Consider the following 19,147-nt stretch of genomic DNA (forward strand, 5'->3'; position numbering starts at 1 on the left):
GCAGGCCGCCGAGCCTTATCCCGGCGTCGGTTTTGCACGCTGTCCAATTTCAGATCGGGTCCTGCGGAAGTAATTTCCGTGTCTCGTCACGCAAGTAGTTTGTTACCTGCCTCTCGGATTCCAGACTCAGCGCCTTTCTCGCGACACGTTGCGCCTTGGAAAAGGAGATCAGGCGAATCAGCTTCTTGATTTCGGGAATATTGGCCGGCGCCATCGAAAAATTGCTCAAGCCCACCCCCACCAGAAAGATGGCATACAACGGCTGCCCCGCCATTTCCCCACATAGACTACATTCGACCTCCGCCTGATTACAAGCCCTGGCGACGTCGCGAACCGTTCTCAGCACGGCCGGGTGCGAGGGATTATAGAAGCGGGCGACCCGTTCGTTACCCCGATCGACGGCCAGCAGATATTGCACGAGATCGTTCGTGCCAATGCTGATAAACCCCACTTCCCGGCAGAATTCCTTGATCTGGATGGCTGCGGCAGGTGTCTCGAGCATCATCCCTACCGGAATGTCCCGGCGAAACGGAATGTCGTCCTCCTCCAGATCCTCCATGGCGTCACGAACCGTCATTTTGGCCTGGCGGAACTCCATGAGGCTGTTGATCAGCGGGAACATCAGCCGGACATCGCCTTCGACCGACGCCCGCAGGACCGCCCGGAGCTGCTCCTTGAACATGTCCAGGTTTTCGAGGCTGTAGCGGATCGAACGCAGTCCGAGCATGGGATTTCGCTCCTGCTCGTAGCGTCGCTGTTGCGTGTACTTGTCGGCCCCGAGGTCAAACGTCCGAATTGTAACCGGCTTGCCGCATGCCCCGCGGATGGCCGCCACGTACGCCTCGTACTGGTCCTGCTCGGATGGAGCACCCTCCGGGCGAAGGAAAAGGAACTCCGTGCGGTACAGGCCAACGCCGTCGGCGCCCTTCTCCAGTCCGGCGGCGGATTCGTGCGGAAACTCGATGTTGCTCAGCAGCGTGATGCGCCGCCCGTCCTGGGTCACCGCGGGAACGGTCTTGAGTTCGCCCAACTCGTCGGTAAGGCGAATGTAAGCCTGACGCTGTACCTGGTATTCCTCCAGCGTGGCCTCATTGGGATTGACAATGACGAGCTGGTTCGAGCCGTCCACGATGACCGTGTCGCCGCCGCTGATCCGCGTGGAGACATCGTTCAGGCCGATCACACCCGGCCGACCCCACGATCTCAGGAGAATAGCCGTGTGCGACGTGGCTGCCCCGGCGTCGAGCGCCACGCCCATGATCTTCGTGTTGGCAAGCTGAGCGGTCTGGGTGGGCGTCAGGTCATGCGCCACGAGAATGACCGGTTTACGCAAATGGCCGAGGTCCTCACGTCCTTCTCCCAGGATGTGGCGCAGGAGGCGGCGCTCGATGTCCTGCACATCCCGCATGCGCTCGACGAGCAGCGGGTCGTTCATCTGCATGAACCGCCGCTGGTAGTTCCGCATCACCGTGCTGGTGGCATAGGCGGCGGTGGCGTACTTGGATTGGATCAGCTGTTCGATGTTCTGGCGCAGGTGTTCGTCGCGGAGCACGCCGACATGCCAGGTAAAGACGTTGGCGGCATCCCGCCCCAAGTTGATGTTGAGCCAATCGGCCTGCTTTTGCAGCTCTTCGATCGACTTTTCCACGGCCGTGGCAAGACGCTGCATCTCCATGGGGACGTGGTCCGAGGAGATCGTGCGGAAGGGGATGCGGAAATCCTCGGCCTCCAGGATGACGGCCTGCCCGATGGCGACGCCGGGAGCGACGGAGATGCCTCGCAGGATTTCCATGGGCCATTCGGTCTCCGCGCGGGGAACGGGCTGTCGAGAAAGCGATGCGCCGGTCTGCCGCGGTGGCGGTACAAGCTGATCCAACGACGCTTGCGCCCGATCTTGCTTCACGAAGTTTCTTGGTCAAACCCGCGTTGAACCAGTTCGGCGAGCGCGCCCACGGCTTGCTCGGCATCTTCCCCCTCGGCCGAAATCCGCAATACGCAGCCTCGGGTGGCTTCCAGCAGCATCATGTGCATGGCACTCTTGCCATCCACTTCCTCGCCCCTTCGCGTCACGTTTCGAACCCGAACGGCGCTCTTGAATGTGGAGGCGAGATCAACGAACCGCATCACGGGACGGGCATGAACGCCCTCCTGAAGATCGACCGTTACCTCGCGTGAAGCTTCGTGATTGGAACCGGACAAACGCGATCCGCCTCTCCCGGACGCCGGGGCGTCCCCGCGCTGCGCATCCGACCCGGGCGGGTCATTCCTCCTGCATGCCGTCAGCTTCCTTGATCAGGTCGATGATGGCCTCGCGACTCTCCGCCTGCCGGAGGAAACGGCGGAAATTCTCGCGCTGCAAGTACCGAAAAATCTTTTCCATCGCGGCGAGGTGCTCTTCCGGAGCACTGGCCGGGCTGAGCAGCAACACCACGGTAAACACCGGCGCGCGGTCCAGAGCGGCAAAGTCCACACCCCTGCTGGAACGACCGATCGCGGCGGTCATCTTCTTGACCCGCTCGTGCTTGACGTGGGGAACCGCCACGCCCTTTCCGAAACCCGTGCTTCCCTGCTTCTCGCGGGCGATGGCCGCCTTGGCGACTTCATCGACATCATCGGCCTCGAGCGCGCCGTGGTCGGCCAGGGATTGCACCAGCTCCCGAATCACCGCATTTCGATCTGTCCCCTCCAGGTCGGCGATAATGGACGGTCCGTGGATGATGTCCAACAGCTTCATGCGCAGATCCATGACCAGTCATTAAGGTCTTCGGCCTCGGGTCCGCCCGCATCCGGGCGGGCCTGCCCCGACCGCGGGGCAAACCGATGACGTGCGTCCTACGACGGACTGGGACCGTCGTGCTTGTGATTTCGCAGCATTTCCTTGTGCTTCCGCAGCTGGCGTTCCAGCTTGTCCACGACCGCGTCCACGAGCGCATACGTATCTGGGCCCGTTTCACTGGCCACGAACGTGTGCTTGTGGTCGGCGCGGACGATGATCTCCGCGGTGAACAACTCCGACTCGTGTCCGAGAATTACCTCGACTTCGTGAATCCGATCGTAGAAGCGAGGCAGCTTCTGGATCTTCTCCTCAATGTAGGATCGCAGTTCCGCCGGCACCTCCACATGGCGACCGGATATTTGAATCTGCACAAGTATCCTCCCAGGTCCAAGCCGGTATCCAACATCCGGCTATCTGCATGTCCAACCCATGACCAGGCAAGCCCTGTCATGGTGGGGCGCCCGCTACGGCGACACGCCCTCCGGCTTCGCCACCGGTTCCGATGGAATCATGGCACCGGGCTTGATCACCCCGCCACTGATAATGAACCGCAAGGCTTCGTCCACGGAAATGTTCAGATCAATTACATCCCGCCGTGCAACATGAACGACGTACCCCGTCATCGGCGTCGGTGAACTCGGGATGAAGACCGTCACTAATTCCTCCGGGACGCTGCCCTGAATGGCCTTGATGGCCTGACCGGTGCTCAAGCCCAGCGACCAGACCCCGAGCCGGGGATACTGTACCGCCACCATCCCGGAGAACGCCAGCGGCTTTTCCGTCAGCAGGAAGTCCGTGACCTGCTTGACGTTGGTGTACACGGCCCGGATGACGGGAATGCGTTTCAAGACGCCTTCCCCCATCCGCCACATGGTTCGTCCCATGAAGCTCGCCAGAAACATTCCGGTGAAGTATACGAGGATGATGGCGATCACAAAACCGAGAACGTGCAAATGGAATTTCCGGAACGCGATCTCCCAGAGCGCCCGGCTGCGGGCATCGAACGCCGCGCCGCGAATCCGATCGTTCGGGCTGACTAAAGCGTTGCTGTGAATCGTCATGTACTCGATGGTCAGCCGCTGCCCGGTGCGTTCGTCCCATCGGTCGATGGGCGTTCCGTAGCGAAGAGCATCAAACTCGCGATCCACAAGCACGCGGGCAGGTTCATCTCGGATGGCCCGGCAGACCTCGAGCAGGCCATTCGTGATATACCGGCCGACATAGCCATCAACGAATTGGTAAACCCACACCAGGATGGCGAAGGTCAGCAGGGTAGGGACCAGGGCGGCGAGCCCGCGAAGGAAGAATCGACGGAAGTCGTCCATCCGCCCGAGTTTCGGTTCCTTTTCAGCGATCGCCACCCGCCACCGCTTGGCCGGCGGCGACTCCGTCTGAAGTAAGTTGAAGTTTCAGTAGCTCTAATTCGGCTCGCCGCAATCTAGGGCGGACGCCGGTGGGCGTCAACGGTTGTGACGATGCGCCCGGCTCCTTAGCATGCAGCCACGGATGAGCGTCGAACTCTATTCAACCACCAAGGCTGCGATTCCGTGGCGGACGTTTGCCGGGGCGATACTGCTACTCGCTGCGACGACCCTTCTGGCACTGCAACTATCGCTCTCTCGCAGGGCTGATCCCCTCAGCTTCGCCATATCGCCTCCCGGATGGAATGCGTCTTTTCGGGTGCCCCGAGGTTTTGAACACACCGCCCCGTTTCGCACGACATCGGCGGAGATCATTCGCTTCACGCGGCCGTTCGAAGGCAGCGGGGAGGCCAATCTTCTCGTATGGAAGATTCTCGAAGATCCGCCCCTGTCACCCCGGGATACCGCACGGCAAATTATCCTGTTTAACTCCGTCATGCAGGGCGGATTAACGGGCTCGAAGGAGATGATCGAAGCCGAACGCCCGATTGGTTCCGCGGGGGGCATCGAACTGCTCGGCGGCGCCGGAAGAACAGTCGTGCGGGTGGCGAATCTTCGGAATGGCGGTGGTTTCGCCGTTTCCCTTGCGGTGGACCAGGGCCCGATTCCCGACGAACTCTACGACCTCTTCGACGAACTCTGTCGGTCCTTCGAGTTTTCACAGGGAACCAATCGGCAGGGGAGAATCCTCAATTCGCAAAACCGGTAGTTTCCTGTTTCCCACCCGGATTCGTCCTGCTATTCTTGCTCCACAAGGGAGGTTGGCCGATGCGCGGCGCCGGCCTCCTGATCGAGTCCCATCTGTTCCCTCGGCCGAGGAGCACACGACATGTCCTGCCGTTCCTGCTCGCGCCCGCGTGGCAGAGCTTTCACGCTCATCGAACTGCTCGTTGTGATCGGGATAGTCTTCCTCCTGCTCGCGGTATTGCTGCCCTCTTTGAACTTCGCCCGGGCCCGGCTGCGCGAGTTAATGTGCGCCAACAACCTTCGGCAGTGGGGAACTGCGACGACGTATTACCGGGAGGAGTTCGATGACTATCTGCCGGGCGAGGGAACTTACCTCCGACTGGACGACAAGACTTCCTGGTTCAACGTATTGCCACCGTATCTGGGTGCTCCTCGCTATGCGGATGTCGAGCGCAATGGGGAACTCATTGAAGAGTATCCCGATCTGCATGTATGGATCTGCCCCGCCAAGAATGCCAATAGCCCTTATTACAAATCATGGTCAGGGAAGAACCAATTTCACTATGGCATGAATATGGTGCTTGACGGCATGGAGAGCACGCTGACGCCGGACTTTCCCGATCGCGGCCCGGAGCATCCGATCTGGGCCCGAGATTACGCACGAGAACCCAATACCGTGTTCATGTTTGACATCTACGACAATCAGATGGCCGGCAAACAGGAAAACGTCGGGCACGACTACCACGGAACACTTGCCAATGTTCTCTTTCTGGACACCGGCGTGTCCAGCTTCCATGGCCCGGATTTCGTGGAGAAGGGCGACTTCGACAATCCCAGACCCATCTGGAACCACCCCCAGCTCTATTGGGGATACAGGCCCGGGGCGCGGTAGATCCGCTTGGTGCGGATTACATCGGCTCGCCGAAACTCGCCCCCGTCGCGCGGCAAGCACGGAGTACGGGGTCGTCGAGCGGGACGAGCCGCTGGCGATTGGCCACGTCGGCGATGGGGACGCTGGTGAGCTTGCCGCCCTGCATAGCCACCATGTGCTGGAAACTCCCCTCCATAGCCAACTCCATCGCCCGGAATCCATATTGCGTCGCCAGCACCCGATCGAAGGCCGTGGGCGTTCCGCCGCGCTGCACGTGACCCAGGATCGTCGCGCGACATTCCAGCCCGGTTCGCTCGGCGATCTGTGCGGCCAACACCATGCTCACGCCGCCGAGGCGGATGGGATCGGGCGATTCGCGAACGATGCGATCGACGACGACCTTCCCGCCGACGGGTTTGGCGCCTTCCGACACGACCACGAGCGTATAGGCCTTTCCGTGGCGGCTTCGCTCGATACATCGCTGGGTGACGGCCTCGAGTGAGAACTCGATTTCGGGGATGAGGATGACGTCGGCGCCGCCGGCCGCGGCGCTGTGCAGTGCCAGCCATCCGGCATTGCGGCCCATCGTCTCCACGAGCATGACCCGGCTGTGGCTCGCAGCCGTGGTGCGGATGCGATCGATGGCTTCGGTCGCGGTGGCGACGGCCGTGTCGAATCCGAAAGTAACGTCCGTATGCATCAGGTCGTTATCAATGGTCTTGGGCACGCCGACGACGCGAACGCCGCGATCCGCGAGCTTGGCCACCGATGACATGGTGCCGTCGCCGCCGATGCAGACGATGCAATCCAGCCCGGCGTTCTGGATGTTACGCACGGTCTGCTCTCGACGGTCCTCGCGAATGGGGTTGCCTTCGGCGTCTTTGCCCACGACGTGGCGTGAGGGATCGGCCGTGTTGCTCGCGCCGAGGATCGTGCCGCCGCGGTCGAGGATGTTGGACACGGATTCGAAGGTCAAAGGATGCATGCGGTTTTCGATGAGCCCGAGCAGTCCGTCCTCAACACCGACGACCTCGATTCCGAACCTGGTGATGGCGGTCTTGGTCACGGCGCGGATGACGGCGTTAAGGCCGGGGCAATCGCCGCCGCCGGTGAGTACGCCGATGCGTTTGATGTCCACAGCTGCAGGCATGGATCCTCCTTCCCGCGGCGCCGGGCGGTCCTGTAATCGAGCTCGAGCGCGGCATGCGCCCGATCTTGCATGCCGAGCCCGACGTGCTATAGTCGCCCGTTCGTATTAAGGGCGATTAGCTCAGTTGGCTAGAGCGCCTGCTCGACACGCAGGAGGTCACAGGTTCAAGTCCTGTATCGCCCATTTCCAACTCCTTGTCAGACAAATGTTTACATCTCGTCATCCGTTTTCCGTCGGACCGCGGGTATTGGCATTACGTTCCTGAAGTCACAGTTGAAGGGGCGATGTCGACGAGGAGCCGTCCTGCAGCGGCCGGTGCCGCATCATTTGGCTACGCGCCAGTTCGGGGATCGACATATGCAATCCGGACGAACCCGTTTCGCTGGCAAAGACCAAGCCGGCCAGCGTCATCTTGGTTGCGGCAAACTGCACGAGCGCCGGCCCAAGGTCGGCTATGCACAATAGATAAGCAGCCAAGAGGATTTCGGCGCGGGATGGTTGGGTCAACGATCCGGCCGCACCGAAACGCACCAGTTTGAATGAGTCGAACCACGACCAAGTAGTCGGACCCCAAGCCAATGGCACCTAGTATCCAGCCGGTTGACCGCCGCCTTGGGGATCGGACACGCCAATCCAACCGTCTCTCGTCTTGATGATGGCCTGAACCACGCTTCGCTTGGGTATGTCACTGACTTCGTGCCCAAACTCGCCGAGTTTCTTCGCAGCCATATCGAGGGGGATGCCGTCGAAATGAGCGTTGCCCGTCCGTGCCTGGTTGAAGAAGACTCTGTCTGGCTGCCACTGGTGATGCGGGCGGGGTGACTGGACTGCCTCGGCGAGCGGCCGGCCATGGTCCAATACGCCGAGGATGACGTTCAGTGTGCCGGAGATGATGCGGGGCCCGCCCGCGGCGCCGACAAGCAGAAACGGCTCATCGCCCTTCAGGACAATCGTTGGGGACATGCTCGATATCGGCCGCTTGCCTGGCGCGATCGCATTGGCGGGCGACTGCACCAGGCCGAACGCATTGGGCTCCCCGGGGATAGCAGTGAAATCATCCATTTCGTTGTTCAGAATCAGTCCCCACTCGTCAACAGCCGCCAGCGATCCGAATTCTGTATTGATGGTTTCCGTGCTCACAACCACATTGCCGAATTGATCGGCAATGCAGAAATGAGATGTGCCGCCGTCATCCGGCACCGCAGTGCGCTTGGGACTGTCCTTCTCTGGGACTTTCGGTCGGGGAAAGCTGATCTTGTCCGCATAAGCCGCGGCGGTCGATTTCGACGTGAGCCGATCGACCGGAACTTCGACGAAATCCGAATCACCCAGGTACGCTGCGCGGTCGGCGAACGCGGCCTTCATTGCCTCTACCTGGAAGTGCAACGCCTTGATGGGATCCTGTTTCGCTGCCTCGGAGAACTTCAGTTGCTCGAGAATGTTGAGGGTCTGGGCGATGGCAATGCCACCAGATGAAGGCGGAGGCATGAGAATCAGCGTGTAGTCGCGATAGGTGGCGATCAGCGGTTCGCGGAGCTTCGGCTGATATTCGGCAAGGTCACGCCGTGTGATGATCCCTCCGTTTGCGTTCATCCGGCCCACCAGGGCATCCGCCACCGGCCCTCGGTAGAAAAAGTCTGGGCCGTCCTTGGCAATACCGCTTATCAGCCGGGCAAGTTCGGGTTGGACAAGAACATCCCCGGCGCTGCGCAGGTTGCCCTCGCGCAGGTGCGTCCGCCACACATAGCCGCACGAGTGCTTGAGCGAGGGATACTTGGTGTAAATCGCCAGGACCGCCTCTGTTGCGTCCACGTAGCGCCGGTCAACGGCGAAGCCGCTCTCCGCGAGAGAAATGGCCGGCTTGGTCACCGTTGCCAGGTCGAGCTTACCGTACTGCTTCTGAATCCAGCAACGACCTGCGATCAGGCCGGGCACGGCTACCGCCCGGTATCCGTACTCGCTGGGGCGCAGCTCCGGAATTGCGCCGTCAGTCTTGACGTACATGTCCGATGTAGCGGCCTTCGGAGCTCTCTCACGAAAGTCCTGCACGATGACACGTCCATCGGCGAGGCGGGCCATCAGGAATCCGCCGCCGCCCAAGCCGGTGTGATAGGGGCGCGTCACGGCGAGCGCGAACGAGACGGCGACCGCGGCGTCGAAGGCATTTCCGCCTGCCTCCAGCATTGCAAGTCCGGCACGCGAGGCCTGTTCGGACTCGGTTGCAACCATTTCCTTGTGGCCGCGCGCAACCCAGGATGGATCCATTCCCCACACGTAGGATGTGGCGAAGAGCAGCACGATTGTGGATTGAACGATGAGCAAGAACGGCCGCATGACTTTGCCCTCGGCATTGCCAAATGAAACGACTTTCGTTCTCGTTCCGTCCCAGGCTCCGGCGGAACTGCAAGGATCGCTGTCCAATGCGAGGCTCGCAGCGGCTGCCTGAGCTCGTATGCCGATCCGGACCGGACTGGACGCGCAACGGCCGTTCAACACAATATTTCAGTCAATCGGTTGTGTCCAAACAAAGTGGACAGCCGCGCTTTTCGTTCCTTTGGACCGCTGGGAAACGTAGCAGTCGGCAGGGTTCTTGACGGTCAATCTCGCCGTATCGACACTATTGTTACGTGGGCCGCCCGTGTGCAGGTTCGCGGCCTCCAGCAGGTACCAATCGTGAGCGGCCTGTTCATCGGTGTGCAAATAGTGGAGTTTGCCGCGAAAACGCATGCACGATTCCGGATCGTGGGTTGCAACATCAGTGGGACGGTCAAGGCTGACGCGACGCGCAGCGAGAACCGCCTGACCAACAGTCCCGCTCCTGTTGGTCGCTGGGCACATTTGTCGGTTGGACGAACTCCAGCGCCTCCGATAGTTGCATTGAATAGTTATCGAGAGGAATCCTCCCGTTCGCCGCTGATCATTGCATGCAGCTGTCGCTCCGGGTTACTCACCAAACTTCAGGCTGGCAAACTCGGGTTCGCCGTTGTCGACGCCGACCAGGAGGAATCCGTTGGTCGGCGTTTCAGGCAGAAATGTGAGTTCGAGCCTGTGGACCGCGCCGGCACCCTCATCTACCTGGAACTCAGCAAAGCCGGAGGTGGGCAGAAAGGTGCTACTCCCCGTTGGCAGCAAAATGTCCTCAAAGGAAACGGTCGTCGAGAAGTCGGCCCGCGCCACCATGATCGTTGCATCTGCGATGGATACTTCACCCGCTTCGTAGTCAACGATCACGGTGGCCGCGCCGGAAATGGCCAGCCCGGTTTCGTCGGTCAGATTCACATTCAGCGCAAACGTAGTACGCGTCCCACTGGATGCATACCCACCCCCGAGCTCACCGCTCAGACTTAGCACCGAGCTGCCAAGTTGCCGGGCTTCCAGGTCGAAGGCTTCTGCCACGAAGAAGAAGTCTCCGCCTACGGACCCAGCCACCGTCAGATTCTCGAGCGCGGAAGGAGCGCAACCGTCGCCGTACTCGAACGAGCCGGTCAGGCTGTTTCCGGTAAAGGTCAGATCAACGGATGGACAATTGCCAGTGGGCTCGCTGCCGGAGACGATGGCCTCGAGGTCATTGACCGGGAGGAGAGAGATGGCGCTGAGAAGGATGCTTTCTGCGGCTCGCACAGACGCCCGTACGCCAAGCGACTGTGATTCGGTCAATTCGGCGAGGGGTTCACCGTCGGTCGGGTCTTCCGCAGGCGGGGGATTGTCATTGGAATTATCGCTGGCATTGTCATTGGCCGGGGGCGAAACGGAATCCCCATCCTGGGAGACGATGCCTGTCTGACAGGCCGTGACAAGAATCAGCGCCATCATGGCAGCAAGCAGATTACGAAACATCTCGAATGACCCCCATGATTCGTGAGCGGGCAATTGCGCCTGGCCGATTCATCTATATACGGCCGCACGCTCGAATTGGTGTCGCACCGGCTCTTGAGCGCGACGAAGCCTGCGCTAAGGCGCTTTGTTCTCCGGTGAAAGGCGGTTCTCGCTCCTGCCGAACCGAATGATCTGGCCCCTGACCCAGTAATCCCACTGATCGCCGTCGGGATGCGTGGTGAGCCGTTCGAGGAGATTGCGCGTTTTCTCGTCCTTGCGGCCAGCTTTCACACAGGCCCGGGCGAGATGCCGCATGGCCGCCAGATTGTCGGGGTCAATGTCCAGGGCCGACTCGTACTCCGCAATGGCGTCATCGAGTCGACCGAATTCCTCGTAGAGGGCAGCCAGATTGGCTCGAGGCTCGGATTGTTCCGGGGCCAGCTTCGCCGCCGTATGGAATTCCCAGGCAGCGTCGTAGTACTCGCCCTTCTTCAAAAGCACCAAGCCAAGGTTGTTGTGGGCGGGAACGTAGTAGAGATCCTGCTCGATGGCCGCTCGGAAGCTCTTTTCGGCGCCTTCCTTGTCGCCATCTTCCAACTTGCGAAGCCCCTGATCGTTGAGCTTTTTCGCGGTGAGCGGATTGCGTGCCGGCTGTTGCTTCGTCGCCCGTGCGTAAGGACGCGTGCCGGGGGCCGCGCAGCCAGCAATCAGCAGAGTCAAAATCAGACCCAGGAATTCGTGTCGGCGTAGTGTGCGGTCCATCTGTCGTCCTTCTTCTGGATGTTCCATCGATCTTGTATGATTGATCCAGAAGTTCATTGTGCTAACTACGCCATACCTCGTTATCGGACCGAGGCGCTATTCAGACACTGTACGGGAATGACCCGCAGTCGCTTCCGATAGTTCTTCTAGGTCCATCGGACATTGGGAGGATATTCAGGAACCGGTTGTGAAAGTCCTCAGCCATCCTTGGTATAAGAAGACATTCGTACTGGTCCTTGCGGCTGGGCTGCTGGCGGATCCAGTGACCGGTCAGACCAGACCACGGCCGCGCCGCGCCCGGTCCGGCCAGGTGTCGCATGCCCAATCGGGCGGCCTCGTGACCATCAGTTACCCGGACGAGGTGGATCTCACGTCCTTTGTTGATTATGTGAGCCAGACAACCGGCGTGAAGATCGTCTACGAAAACGAGCTCAACAACCAGACGCTGGTGTTTCGGCCCAGCGAACTGGAGATTCCCAAGGACCGACTCCTCGAACTGCTGCGGGGCATGCTGCGCATGCGCGACCTCGCCCTCGTGGACGGTGAATTGGACGGATGGTTACGGATCGTAGCGACACAAGAAGCGCAGCGTCACACGGGTGACATTCGAGCGGCTGATGGGAAACCCGAATCGGCGTCTTCCAATCAAATCGTCACGCAGGTCATCCACACACGGTCTCGGGAGTTGCAGCGCATTTCCCAGCATGCCCGCAGCTTCCTATCGTCAAAGGCATCCGTCATTGAAGTGCCAGACAAGAGCCTCATGATCGTGACCGATTATCAGTCCGCGATCGCGCGGGCGCTGGAAGTCATCGAATTGCTGGACCGGGCACCGGTGGAAACGCAGTTGGTCACCGTGAGGCTCGCGCACGCTTCCGCCGCCGACATCCAGAACCGCGTTGTCCAATTGCTTGGGGAGAAAGCCAAGCTGGAGGAGCGTGATCAGCCGCAAATCGTTGTGCAGACCACGCTCGATGGCACGGGAATCCTCCTCTTGGGCAAGGAAGACAACATCGCCGAAGCGCAGAAGCTCATCGAGCAATTCGACGTTCCCCTCGAGGACGGCCGGCCCACAGTCGCGTATTCACCGCGTTTCATGTCCGCAGATCGACTTCAGACGCTGGTGGAGAACGCTTTGCTGGATGGCTCGGCGGGGAAAGAGGGAACCCGGCTCTTTCTGGACCAGTCGACGAATCGGCTTTATGTGACCGGGCCGCAGGCGCTGCATCGACGGCTCAAGGAGTTTCTGGAGAAGGAGGACGTACGGACCCCCGAGGCGGCCCGGCCGATGCGTATCTACAGGCCCCGCAATCGCCTCGCCCGGGAACTGATCGCCCTGCTTTCGGAGGTCCTGCCCAATGTGACTGTGTCGTCACTGGAGGAGGACACGAAGGCCCTTCCATCCGCGGACGTCTCCAAGCCTCCGGGACCAAACCGGCCGCCCAAGGAGCCAGGGCAGGTGGATCTGCCGGTTCCACCCGCACAGACTCCACGTGAGGAACCGGCCGAGACGAAGCGTCGGATCAAACGTGTGACCGGCGAGGATTTCGTACTGACGTTTGACGAGCATACAAATGCCATCATCGCCATTGGGCCGCTTGAATTCCACGACAAGCTCCAGCGGCTGCTGGGGGAACTGGACAAGCGCCAGCCGCAAGTTCTCATTGAGATGACGCTTGTGGCGATCACGTTCAATGACTCATTCAGCCTGGCAGTGGAAGTGGCGAACGAAGAGAAGCCGGGTGATTTTCAGTCGTTGTTGTTCTCCAGCTTCGGGCTCTCCGACATCGATCTGACGACGGGCAAGCGATCATTCAAGCCTGGCGGAGGATTCAACGGCGTCGTGCTCGGGCCCCACGAGACGCCCATTCTTGTGCGGGCTATCGCGGCGCACGGCAACAGCCGGATCATGGCCACACCCAAGATTGTCCTGAGCGACAACACCACGGCCACGGTCGGCAGCGTGGAAGAAGCGCCCTTCACGAGTATCAACGCATCGGACACCGTGGCAACAACTTCCTTCGCAGGTTTTGAATCGGCGGGCACGACACTCACGGTTACGCCGCATATCACCCAGGGAGACCACCTCGTCCTCGACTACTCCTTCAACTTCAGCAATTTCACGGGCAGCGGGTCCGTCGGCGTCCCGCCACCGCGCACGACCAACACCTTCTCGGGAACGATCGCCATCCCGGACAGCCACACGGTCGTTGTAGGTGGACTTGTAACCGAGAATGAAACGGACTCGGTTACGGAAGTACCCCTTCTGGGGCGCATTCCTGTGGTCGGGGCACTCTTTCAAAGCAGCGACCGGATTCGCACGAAATCGCGAATCTATGCATTCATCCGCCCGACGGTCCTCCGCGACGATCGGTTCGCCGATCTCAAGTTCCTCTCCCGGGGTGAGCTCCGGAAGGCGGAAGTCGAGGACAACGACTACCCGCCCAGTGAGTACCTATGGATGCGCTAGCCTCCAGTCCGAACGAAACCGTTGCCGAGCGTGTCGGCCGATTCCGGCAGCGCGTAAAGGACCTATTGCAAGGGGCAGGCTTGCCTTCGGGTGAGGCCGTGTCCATTCATGCGCGGCTGGAGGCTGGCGAAACACCACCGCTGTTCGTGCTGAATCGGCTTTTCGACTTGAAAGCCATCGATGAAGCCACGTACCAGGAGACAATCGCGCAACACCTGCCCGTGGAGCGAATGACATCGATTTCGACCGAAAACTTCTGCGATGAATTCGTAAGGCGAATCCCCATCTCTTTTGCACGACGCCACAAGGTTATTGCACTCGATACGGGGAACGGACCACTGACGCTTGTTTGTTCGCGACTCAAGGTTGGCGGCGCCTGTGACCATGTGGGCGCGTACCTGCGCCGGCCATTTACCATCGCGCTGGCTCCCCAGGTCGAAATCGAGCGAGCCATCAATCAGGCCTACGCAGGCCAGAACGCCGATTTTGCGGGTGTTCTTGGTGGTTTGAGTGGTCCGGAGGACACCGCAGTTGCGATGGAACTCATCGAGAACGGCGACCTTCTGGATTCGTCCACCCGTGCGCCGGTGATCAAGCTCGTCAACATGGTGCTCTTCGAGGCCGTGAAGCGCCGAGCGAGCGACGTGCACATTCAGCCCTTTGACGGGCATGTGCAGGTTCGCTTCCGCATCGACGGCGTCCTGTACGACTTCCTGCGGTTACCGTCGGAAATCCGCGACGAGGTGGTCAGCCGCATCAAGGTCGTGGGCGGGATGGACATCGCAGAAAAGCGGATCGCGCAGGATGGGCGCACGACGGTCTCCATTGGGGACCGGTCGGTCGATCTTCGAATCAGCGTAATACCCACGAGCCGAGGGGAGCGCGTCGTACTTCGTCTGCTGGACAAGTCGGCGCGGCTCTATGAACTGGGCGAGTTGGGCATGAGCGTGGAGGATCGGGCGCGGTTTGCTACACTTCTGCAACGCACCCACGGCATCATTCTCGTGACCGGTCCGACCGGCTCCGGCAAATCGACGACGCTCTATGCCGCACTTCAACACCTCGACAGTACCGAACTGAACATTCTGACGCTGGAGGACCCCATCGAATACCAGCTTCCCGGCATCAGTCAGACCCAGGTATCCACGAAGAAAGGCATGAACTTCGCCACCGGGCTGCGGGCCGTGCTCCGCCAGGACCCGGACGTCATCCTGGTCGGCGAAATTCGCGACGAGGAGACGGCACGGATGGCCGTGCAGAGCTCCATGACGGGGCATCTCGTCTTGAGCACGCTGCACACGAATGATGCGGCCGGTGCCGTTACGCGACTTCTTGACCTGGGGATCGAACCCTATCTCGTGGCCAGCAGTCTCGTAGCGGTACTTGCGTTGCGGCTCATTCGCGTCGTGTGCCCGCAGTGCTGTGTGACGCGCGGGCTCTCGCCGGATGAGATGCGCTCGCTTCAGGTCGAATTCAACGCGGCGCCGCCCGCCATTCCTGTCGCTTGTGGCTGTGAGCATTGCTCGAACACGGGGTATTTCGGAAGAACGGGGATATTCGAGCTGCTGATCGTGGACGAGGCCGTTCGCGAGCTCATCACGTCACGTGCGAAATCGGGAGAGATCAAGCAGGCGGCCCGCCGGGCGGGAATGAAGACCCTTCGCGAGGACGGGCTGGGAAAACTCCTTCGAGGAACGACGACAGCGGATGAGGTGCAACGCATCACGCTTTCGGATGAAGGTGCCGGGGCAGACTCACCGGCGGAGATCACGAATTAGCCGGATCGGTGATTGAGACGGACATGCCCGTTTTCTCCTACAGAATCTGCGATGCGGACGGCGCCTCGACCGGCGGCCTAATCACCGCCGATACCGCCGCGGCCGGCAGGCAGACGCTCCGCGAGCAGGGATTCCGCCTTGTGGAATTCAAGCCGGCGCGGGCCCTGTCCCGACCCAAACTGCGCTTGCCCTGGCGGCGACGCGGTCGTGCGGAGCAGATCGCGGAGGTCGCCCGGCAATTGGCGATGCTTCTGCGCGCGGGTGTGCCCCTGAGCGAGGCGCTGGGTGTCCTGATCGAGCAATGGTCCGGTGCGATCGCGGCCGTATTGCGTGATGTTCGCGACCGTGTTTCGGCCGGGGCATCGTTGAGTGAGTCATTGCAGCAGCACGAAGGATGGTTTGACCCGATGTTCTGTAGCGCGGTGCGCGTGGGAGAATTGTCCGGCCATCTTGACCGAACGCTCACCGAAGTGGCCGAGTTCCTCCGCGAGCGACAGACGATCCGAACGCGCGTGGCCTCCGCATTCGCGTATCCGGCGATCCTCGCCGTGCTGGGAACGGGGGTGGTCCTGTTCCTCATGAGCTACGTGATTCCGCAACTGCTGGCCGTATTGGAAGCATCCGGCAAGTCCTTGCCGCTGGCGACACGCGTACTCAAACGATTGAGCGATTTCCTGATCGCGACCTGGCCGGTTCTCTTGCTGGCAGGCGTCGCGATCGTGGCAGGATGGGCGGCACTGATTCGATGGAAGCCATTCCGACGACGGTGGCACGCGCTGCAACTAGGCCTACCGGTCGTGGGAATTCTCCTGCGCAAGGTGCTCATCGCCAACTTCGCGCAGACGATGTGCATGCTGCTGCGAAGCGGCGTGACATTTGTCGAAGCTCTGCGACTGGTACACGACGGTGCGCGTCATCTCGTCCTTGTCCAGGAAGTCGAAAGCATGGCCGAGGCCATTCGCCGGGGCAGTGATATCGCTCCCTCGCTGCGAGAATCGAGAATCTTCCCCCCGCTCGTGGGTCGGGTGATGGCCGTCGGCCAGAACACGGGCGAACTGCCGGAGATGCTCCAACAACTCAAGGAGGGTTACGAGAGCGAGGTTCGCCTGGCGGTCGGCCGGGCAACCGCCGTCCTGGAACCGCTGATGATCGTGGTGATGTCCGCGATCGTCGGATTCGTCGTGTTTGCCACCATGATGCCCATTCTCGAGGCAACCAAAGTCCTGCAATCGTAGGTCAGGAGCCACATGTATGGTTTCCCATCGGTCAGAATTCTCGCGGATCGCATTTACCCTCGTGGAGTTGATGGTCGTCATCGTCATCGTGGGTGTGATGGCCACGGTCGTGACCATATCCGTTACGGACTACCTTGTGACGGCCAAGCAGAATGTGGCCCGCAGCGAGATCGCCACGATCAAGAATGCCCTATCGTTGCACTTCATGGAGACCGATCGCTATCCCAGTAGTGACGAGGGACTGGCCATCCTGAAGAAGCCGACGCCGCAGCACCCCAACGGGATTCTCAGCAACGACCTGCTCGACCCCTGGGGCCGGGAGTACATCTACATCTACCCCGGCACACGTGGCGTGTACGACGTGCTGAGTCTTGGTGCCGACGGCAGTGAAGGCGGCGTGGGCGCCAATAGCGACATCACAAGCTGGGAGCTGGAGGGATCAAAAGAGTGAAGCCGCTACTTCGCCAACGAGGTTTCACCCTGTTGGAGATGCTTGTGGTGACGGCGCTCGTCGCCGCCGCAATAGGAATGTCCACACTCGGAATGGCGGGACTGTCGGCGGAGAGTCGACTCCGCTCGGCCGGTGATCAACTCGCAACGACGTATTCGCTGGCCCAGACGCTTGCCACCCGAACCGGACTGGTTGTCAGAATGGAGTGCTCGGGGACCGTTTGCCGCCTTCGGCAGCTTCAGCGCCTGGAGACGGGCTGGGAGTGGTCTGAAGGACAGGAATTCTCATTTCCTGCGGGGACGAGGGTAACCGCATGGGGTGCTTGGCAGAACAACGGTTCGACCTTCACTGCGCCGAGTTGTGTCCCCGTATCGCCGGGCTACGTTGGTGAGGCCTATAGCGGCGTATTGCAGGGGCCCGGCGGGCTCATTGCGAACGTCACTATTAACGGAATGACGGGTGACCATGAAACCGTGATTTCCAGGAAAGGCCCCTTTGATTAGTCGCCAGCTAACATCGCTTCGAGCTTTCCGCCCAGTCCGGGGTCTTTCGCTCGTGGAAGTGCTGGCAGCGCTGGTCATCATGGGAGGAGCGGTGACGTCCCTGCTGCTCGTCCAAGCCCGCTCCGTTGAGCTGGTGCAGGACGCACGCCTCTCCTTGGACGCCGAGCGACTCGCTCGAGAACTCATCGCCGAATGGCGGCTGCAGAAGGTTGAGTTGGACACGCAGGACGAGGGCGCGCTCGAGAATGGGTGGCGATGGGAACGAACGCAACGTCGCGCTGACATTTCCGAGCATAACGTCGCCTTGGAAATCACGCTTCGAATGGAGCACGTGACGGACATGTATCGTGGTGAACGGTGGATTCGGGAATTCGTGTGGCTAATCCGCCATGAAGATTCATAGACCAATTCGAACGCACACTTGTGTCAACACGGCTGACGAGCAGCAGCGCGGACCGGCGTTCACGCTGGTCGAGGTGATGCTGGCCCTGTTGCTCACGAGCAGCGTCGTTGTCCTCGCCGGGACGGTCACCGTTCAGGTGGCCCAGACGGGCAAAGCCGCGCGGCAGACACTCGACCGGGAATGGCGCCGAGCCCAACTCGCACGGCGGTTCGCCGAGGATGTGGAACAGCGAATCACCTGGCTGCCCGAGAAGCCGGCGAGCCTCAGGATCAATAGCGAAGGGGCCCTGCTGAAGGTCATCAGCCTGGTACATCGCTCTGAACCCGATGCGGTGACTTCGCGGCGATTTCCCGCCAGAATCCGCTACTTTCTTGAACAGGCTTCCGGTATCGAAGGCCGGGGCCGGCTCATCCGCAGCATTTCCGATCTCACAATCACCGGGCACAAGGAATCACACGTCGTCGCGGAAGGGCTCTCTAGCGCGAAGATCGAAGTCTACATTGACGGTGAGTGGACGATGGCCATGGAGTTAGATTCGAACCGGAGAGACAAAGAGATCGAAGCCGTTCGCCTCGTATGCGTTTGGGCGGACGACGGCCGGCCGCAAGCGTGGTCGAGAACGGTACTGATCGAGTCTCCGGTCAAGAGGACGACCAAGAACCAATGAAATGCGCAAGCTCCAAACCTCGGGGATTCGCCCTAGCCCGGATATTTCATGAGTTGACGTTGATTCGCGCATAAGGAAGGCCTTCGAACCTGGTATGATAGGGTTTGCTCCAACGCAATCATGCCGAGGCACGGAGGCCGTTCGTGACAGAGTGTAA

General features: G+C 60.7%; 19 protein-coding genes and 1 tRNA gene. 10 read left to right on the plus strand and 10 right to left on the minus strand.

The window, feature by feature from the left end; all coding sequences use genetic code 11:
- Positions 1-49: 49 nt before the first annotated feature.
- The 5 genes from ptsP to J5J06_12745 all read right to left on the minus strand — a co-directional run bounded on the left by ptsP (position 50) and on the right by J5J06_12745 (position 4,101).
- On the minus strand, positions 50-1,792 hold the full coding sequence (ptsP, locus tag J5J06_12725; GenBank protein MCO6437949.1) for a phosphoenolpyruvate--protein phosphotransferase: 1,743 nt from the start codon (positions 1,790-1,792) through the stop codon (positions 50-52).
- Positions 1,793-1,899: 107 nt separating this feature from the next.
- The gene (locus tag J5J06_12730) at positions 1,900-2,199 is read right to left on the minus strand and encodes an HPr family phosphocarrier protein (GenBank protein MCO6437950.1); all 300 of its coding nucleotides are present in this window, start codon (positions 2,197-2,199) and stop codon (positions 1,900-1,902) included.
- 61 nt (positions 2,200-2,260) lie between these two features.
- Positions 2,261-2,734, minus strand: coding sequence for a PTS sugar transporter subunit IIA (locus tag J5J06_12735; protein ID MCO6437951.1), 474 nt, complete (start codon positions 2,732-2,734; stop codon positions 2,261-2,263).
- Between the two features lie 98 nt (positions 2,735-2,832).
- On the minus strand, positions 2,833-3,147 hold the full coding sequence (raiA, locus tag J5J06_12740; GenBank protein MCO6437952.1) for a ribosome-associated translation inhibitor RaiA: 315 nt from the start codon (positions 3,145-3,147) through the stop codon (positions 2,833-2,835).
- Positions 3,148-3,240: 93 nt separating this feature from the next.
- Positions 3,241-4,101, minus strand: coding sequence for a DUF502 domain-containing protein (locus J5J06_12745; GenBank protein ID MCO6437953.1), 861 nt, complete (start codon positions 4,099-4,101; stop codon positions 3,241-3,243).
- 181 nt (positions 4,102-4,282) lie between these two features.
- Between J5J06_12745 and J5J06_12750 the strand changes: the two genes are divergently transcribed.
- Together J5J06_12750 and J5J06_12755 are read left to right on the plus strand one after the other, a co-directional pair.
- Positions 4,283-4,906: a hypothetical protein gene (locus J5J06_12750; GenBank protein ID MCO6437954.1), complete on the plus strand. Its 624-nt coding sequence runs from the start codon at positions 4,283-4,285 to the stop codon at positions 4,904-4,906.
- Between the two features lie 120 nt (positions 4,907-5,026).
- On the plus strand, positions 5,027-5,776 hold the full coding sequence (locus J5J06_12755) for a type II secretion system protein (GenBank protein MCO6437955.1): 750 nt from the start codon (positions 5,027-5,029) through the stop codon (positions 5,774-5,776).
- Between the two features lie 16 nt (positions 5,777-5,792).
- Here J5J06_12755 and J5J06_12760 read toward each other — a convergent pair whose 3' ends face one another.
- The gene (locus tag J5J06_12760) at positions 5,793-6,905 is read right to left on the minus strand and encodes a 6-phosphofructokinase (protein MCO6437956.1); all 1,113 of its coding nucleotides are present in this window, start codon (positions 6,903-6,905) and stop codon (positions 5,793-5,795) included.
- A 109-nt stretch (positions 6,906-7,014) separates the two neighbouring features.
- Between J5J06_12760 and J5J06_12765 the strand changes: the two genes are divergently transcribed.
- Positions 7,015-7,088 (plus strand) — tRNA-Val (locus J5J06_12765).
- Positions 7,089-7,172: 84 nt separating this feature from the next.
- Here J5J06_12765 and J5J06_12770 read toward each other — a convergent pair.
- The 4 genes from J5J06_12770 to J5J06_12785 form a co-directional block, all read right to left on the minus strand.
- Positions 7,173-7,412 carry a hypothetical protein gene (locus J5J06_12770; GenBank protein ID MCO6437957.1) on the minus strand — a complete coding sequence of 80 codons (240 nt, stop codon included), beginning with the start codon at positions 7,410-7,412 and terminating at the stop codon, positions 7,173-7,175.
- Positions 7,413-7,490: 78 nt separating this feature from the next.
- The gene (gene ggt, locus J5J06_12775; GenBank protein MCO6437958.1) at positions 7,491-9,239 is read right to left on the minus strand and encodes a gamma-glutamyltransferase; all 1,749 of its coding nucleotides are present in this window, start codon (positions 9,237-9,239) and stop codon (positions 7,491-7,493) included.
- 609 nt (positions 9,240-9,848) lie between these two features.
- The gene (locus J5J06_12780) at positions 9,849-10,742 is read right to left on the minus strand and encodes a hypothetical protein (GenBank protein ID MCO6437959.1); all 894 of its coding nucleotides are present in this window, start codon (positions 10,740-10,742) and stop codon (positions 9,849-9,851) included.
- Between the two features lie 114 nt (positions 10,743-10,856).
- Entirely contained in the window at positions 10,857-11,483 is a 627-nt protein-coding gene (locus J5J06_12785; GenBank protein ID MCO6437960.1) for a tetratricopeptide repeat protein, read from the minus strand.
- Between the two features lie 187 nt (positions 11,484-11,670).
- On the opposite strand from J5J06_12785, the gene J5J06_12790 reads away from it, so the two are divergent.
- From J5J06_12790 to J5J06_12820, 7 genes are read left to right on the plus strand one after another with little or no spacing between them, the layout of a single operon-like run.
- A complete protein-coding gene (locus tag J5J06_12790; GenBank protein ID MCO6437961.1) occupies positions 11,671-13,953 on the plus strand; it encodes a hypothetical protein in 2,283 nt (760 codons plus the stop codon).
- The gene (gene tadA / locus J5J06_12795; protein ID MCO6437962.1) at positions 13,941-15,731 is read left to right on the plus strand and encodes a Flp pilus assembly complex ATPase component TadA; all 1,791 of its coding nucleotides are present in this window, start codon (positions 13,941-13,943) and stop codon (positions 15,729-15,731) included. The genes J5J06_12790 and tadA overlap by 13 nt, the downstream gene beginning before the upstream one ends.
- Positions 15,732-15,754: 23 nt before the next feature.
- Positions 15,755-16,966, plus strand: a complete 1,212-nt coding sequence (locus tag J5J06_12800; GenBank protein ID MCO6437963.1) for a type II secretion system F family protein — start codon at positions 15,755-15,757, stop codon at positions 16,964-16,966.
- 16 nt (positions 16,967-16,982) lie between these two features.
- On the plus strand, positions 16,983-17,417 hold the full coding sequence (gene gspG / locus J5J06_12805; protein MCO6437964.1) for a type II secretion system major pseudopilin GspG: 435 nt from the start codon (positions 16,983-16,985) through the stop codon (positions 17,415-17,417).
- Positions 17,414-17,920: a prepilin-type N-terminal cleavage/methylation domain-containing protein gene (locus J5J06_12810; GenBank protein ID MCO6437965.1), complete on the plus strand. Its 507-nt coding sequence runs from the start codon at positions 17,414-17,416 to the stop codon at positions 17,918-17,920. Before gspG ends, J5J06_12810 begins: the two co-directional genes overlap by 4 nt.
- Entirely contained in the window at positions 17,913-18,323 is a 411-nt protein-coding gene (locus tag J5J06_12815; protein MCO6437966.1) for a hypothetical protein, read from the plus strand. The genes J5J06_12810 and J5J06_12815 overlap by 8 nt, the downstream gene beginning before the upstream one ends.
- A complete protein-coding gene (locus J5J06_12820) occupies positions 18,310-18,990 on the plus strand; it encodes a hypothetical protein (GenBank protein ID MCO6437967.1) in 681 nt (226 codons plus the stop codon). Before J5J06_12815 ends, J5J06_12820 begins: the two co-directional genes overlap by 14 nt.
- The last annotated feature ends 157 nt before the right edge of the window (positions 18,991-19,147 follow it).

The sequence above is a fragment of the Phycisphaerae bacterium genome, assembly GCA_024102815.1.
Lineage (GTDB): Bacteria > Planctomycetota > Phycisphaerae > UBA1845 > UBA1845 > JAGFJJ01.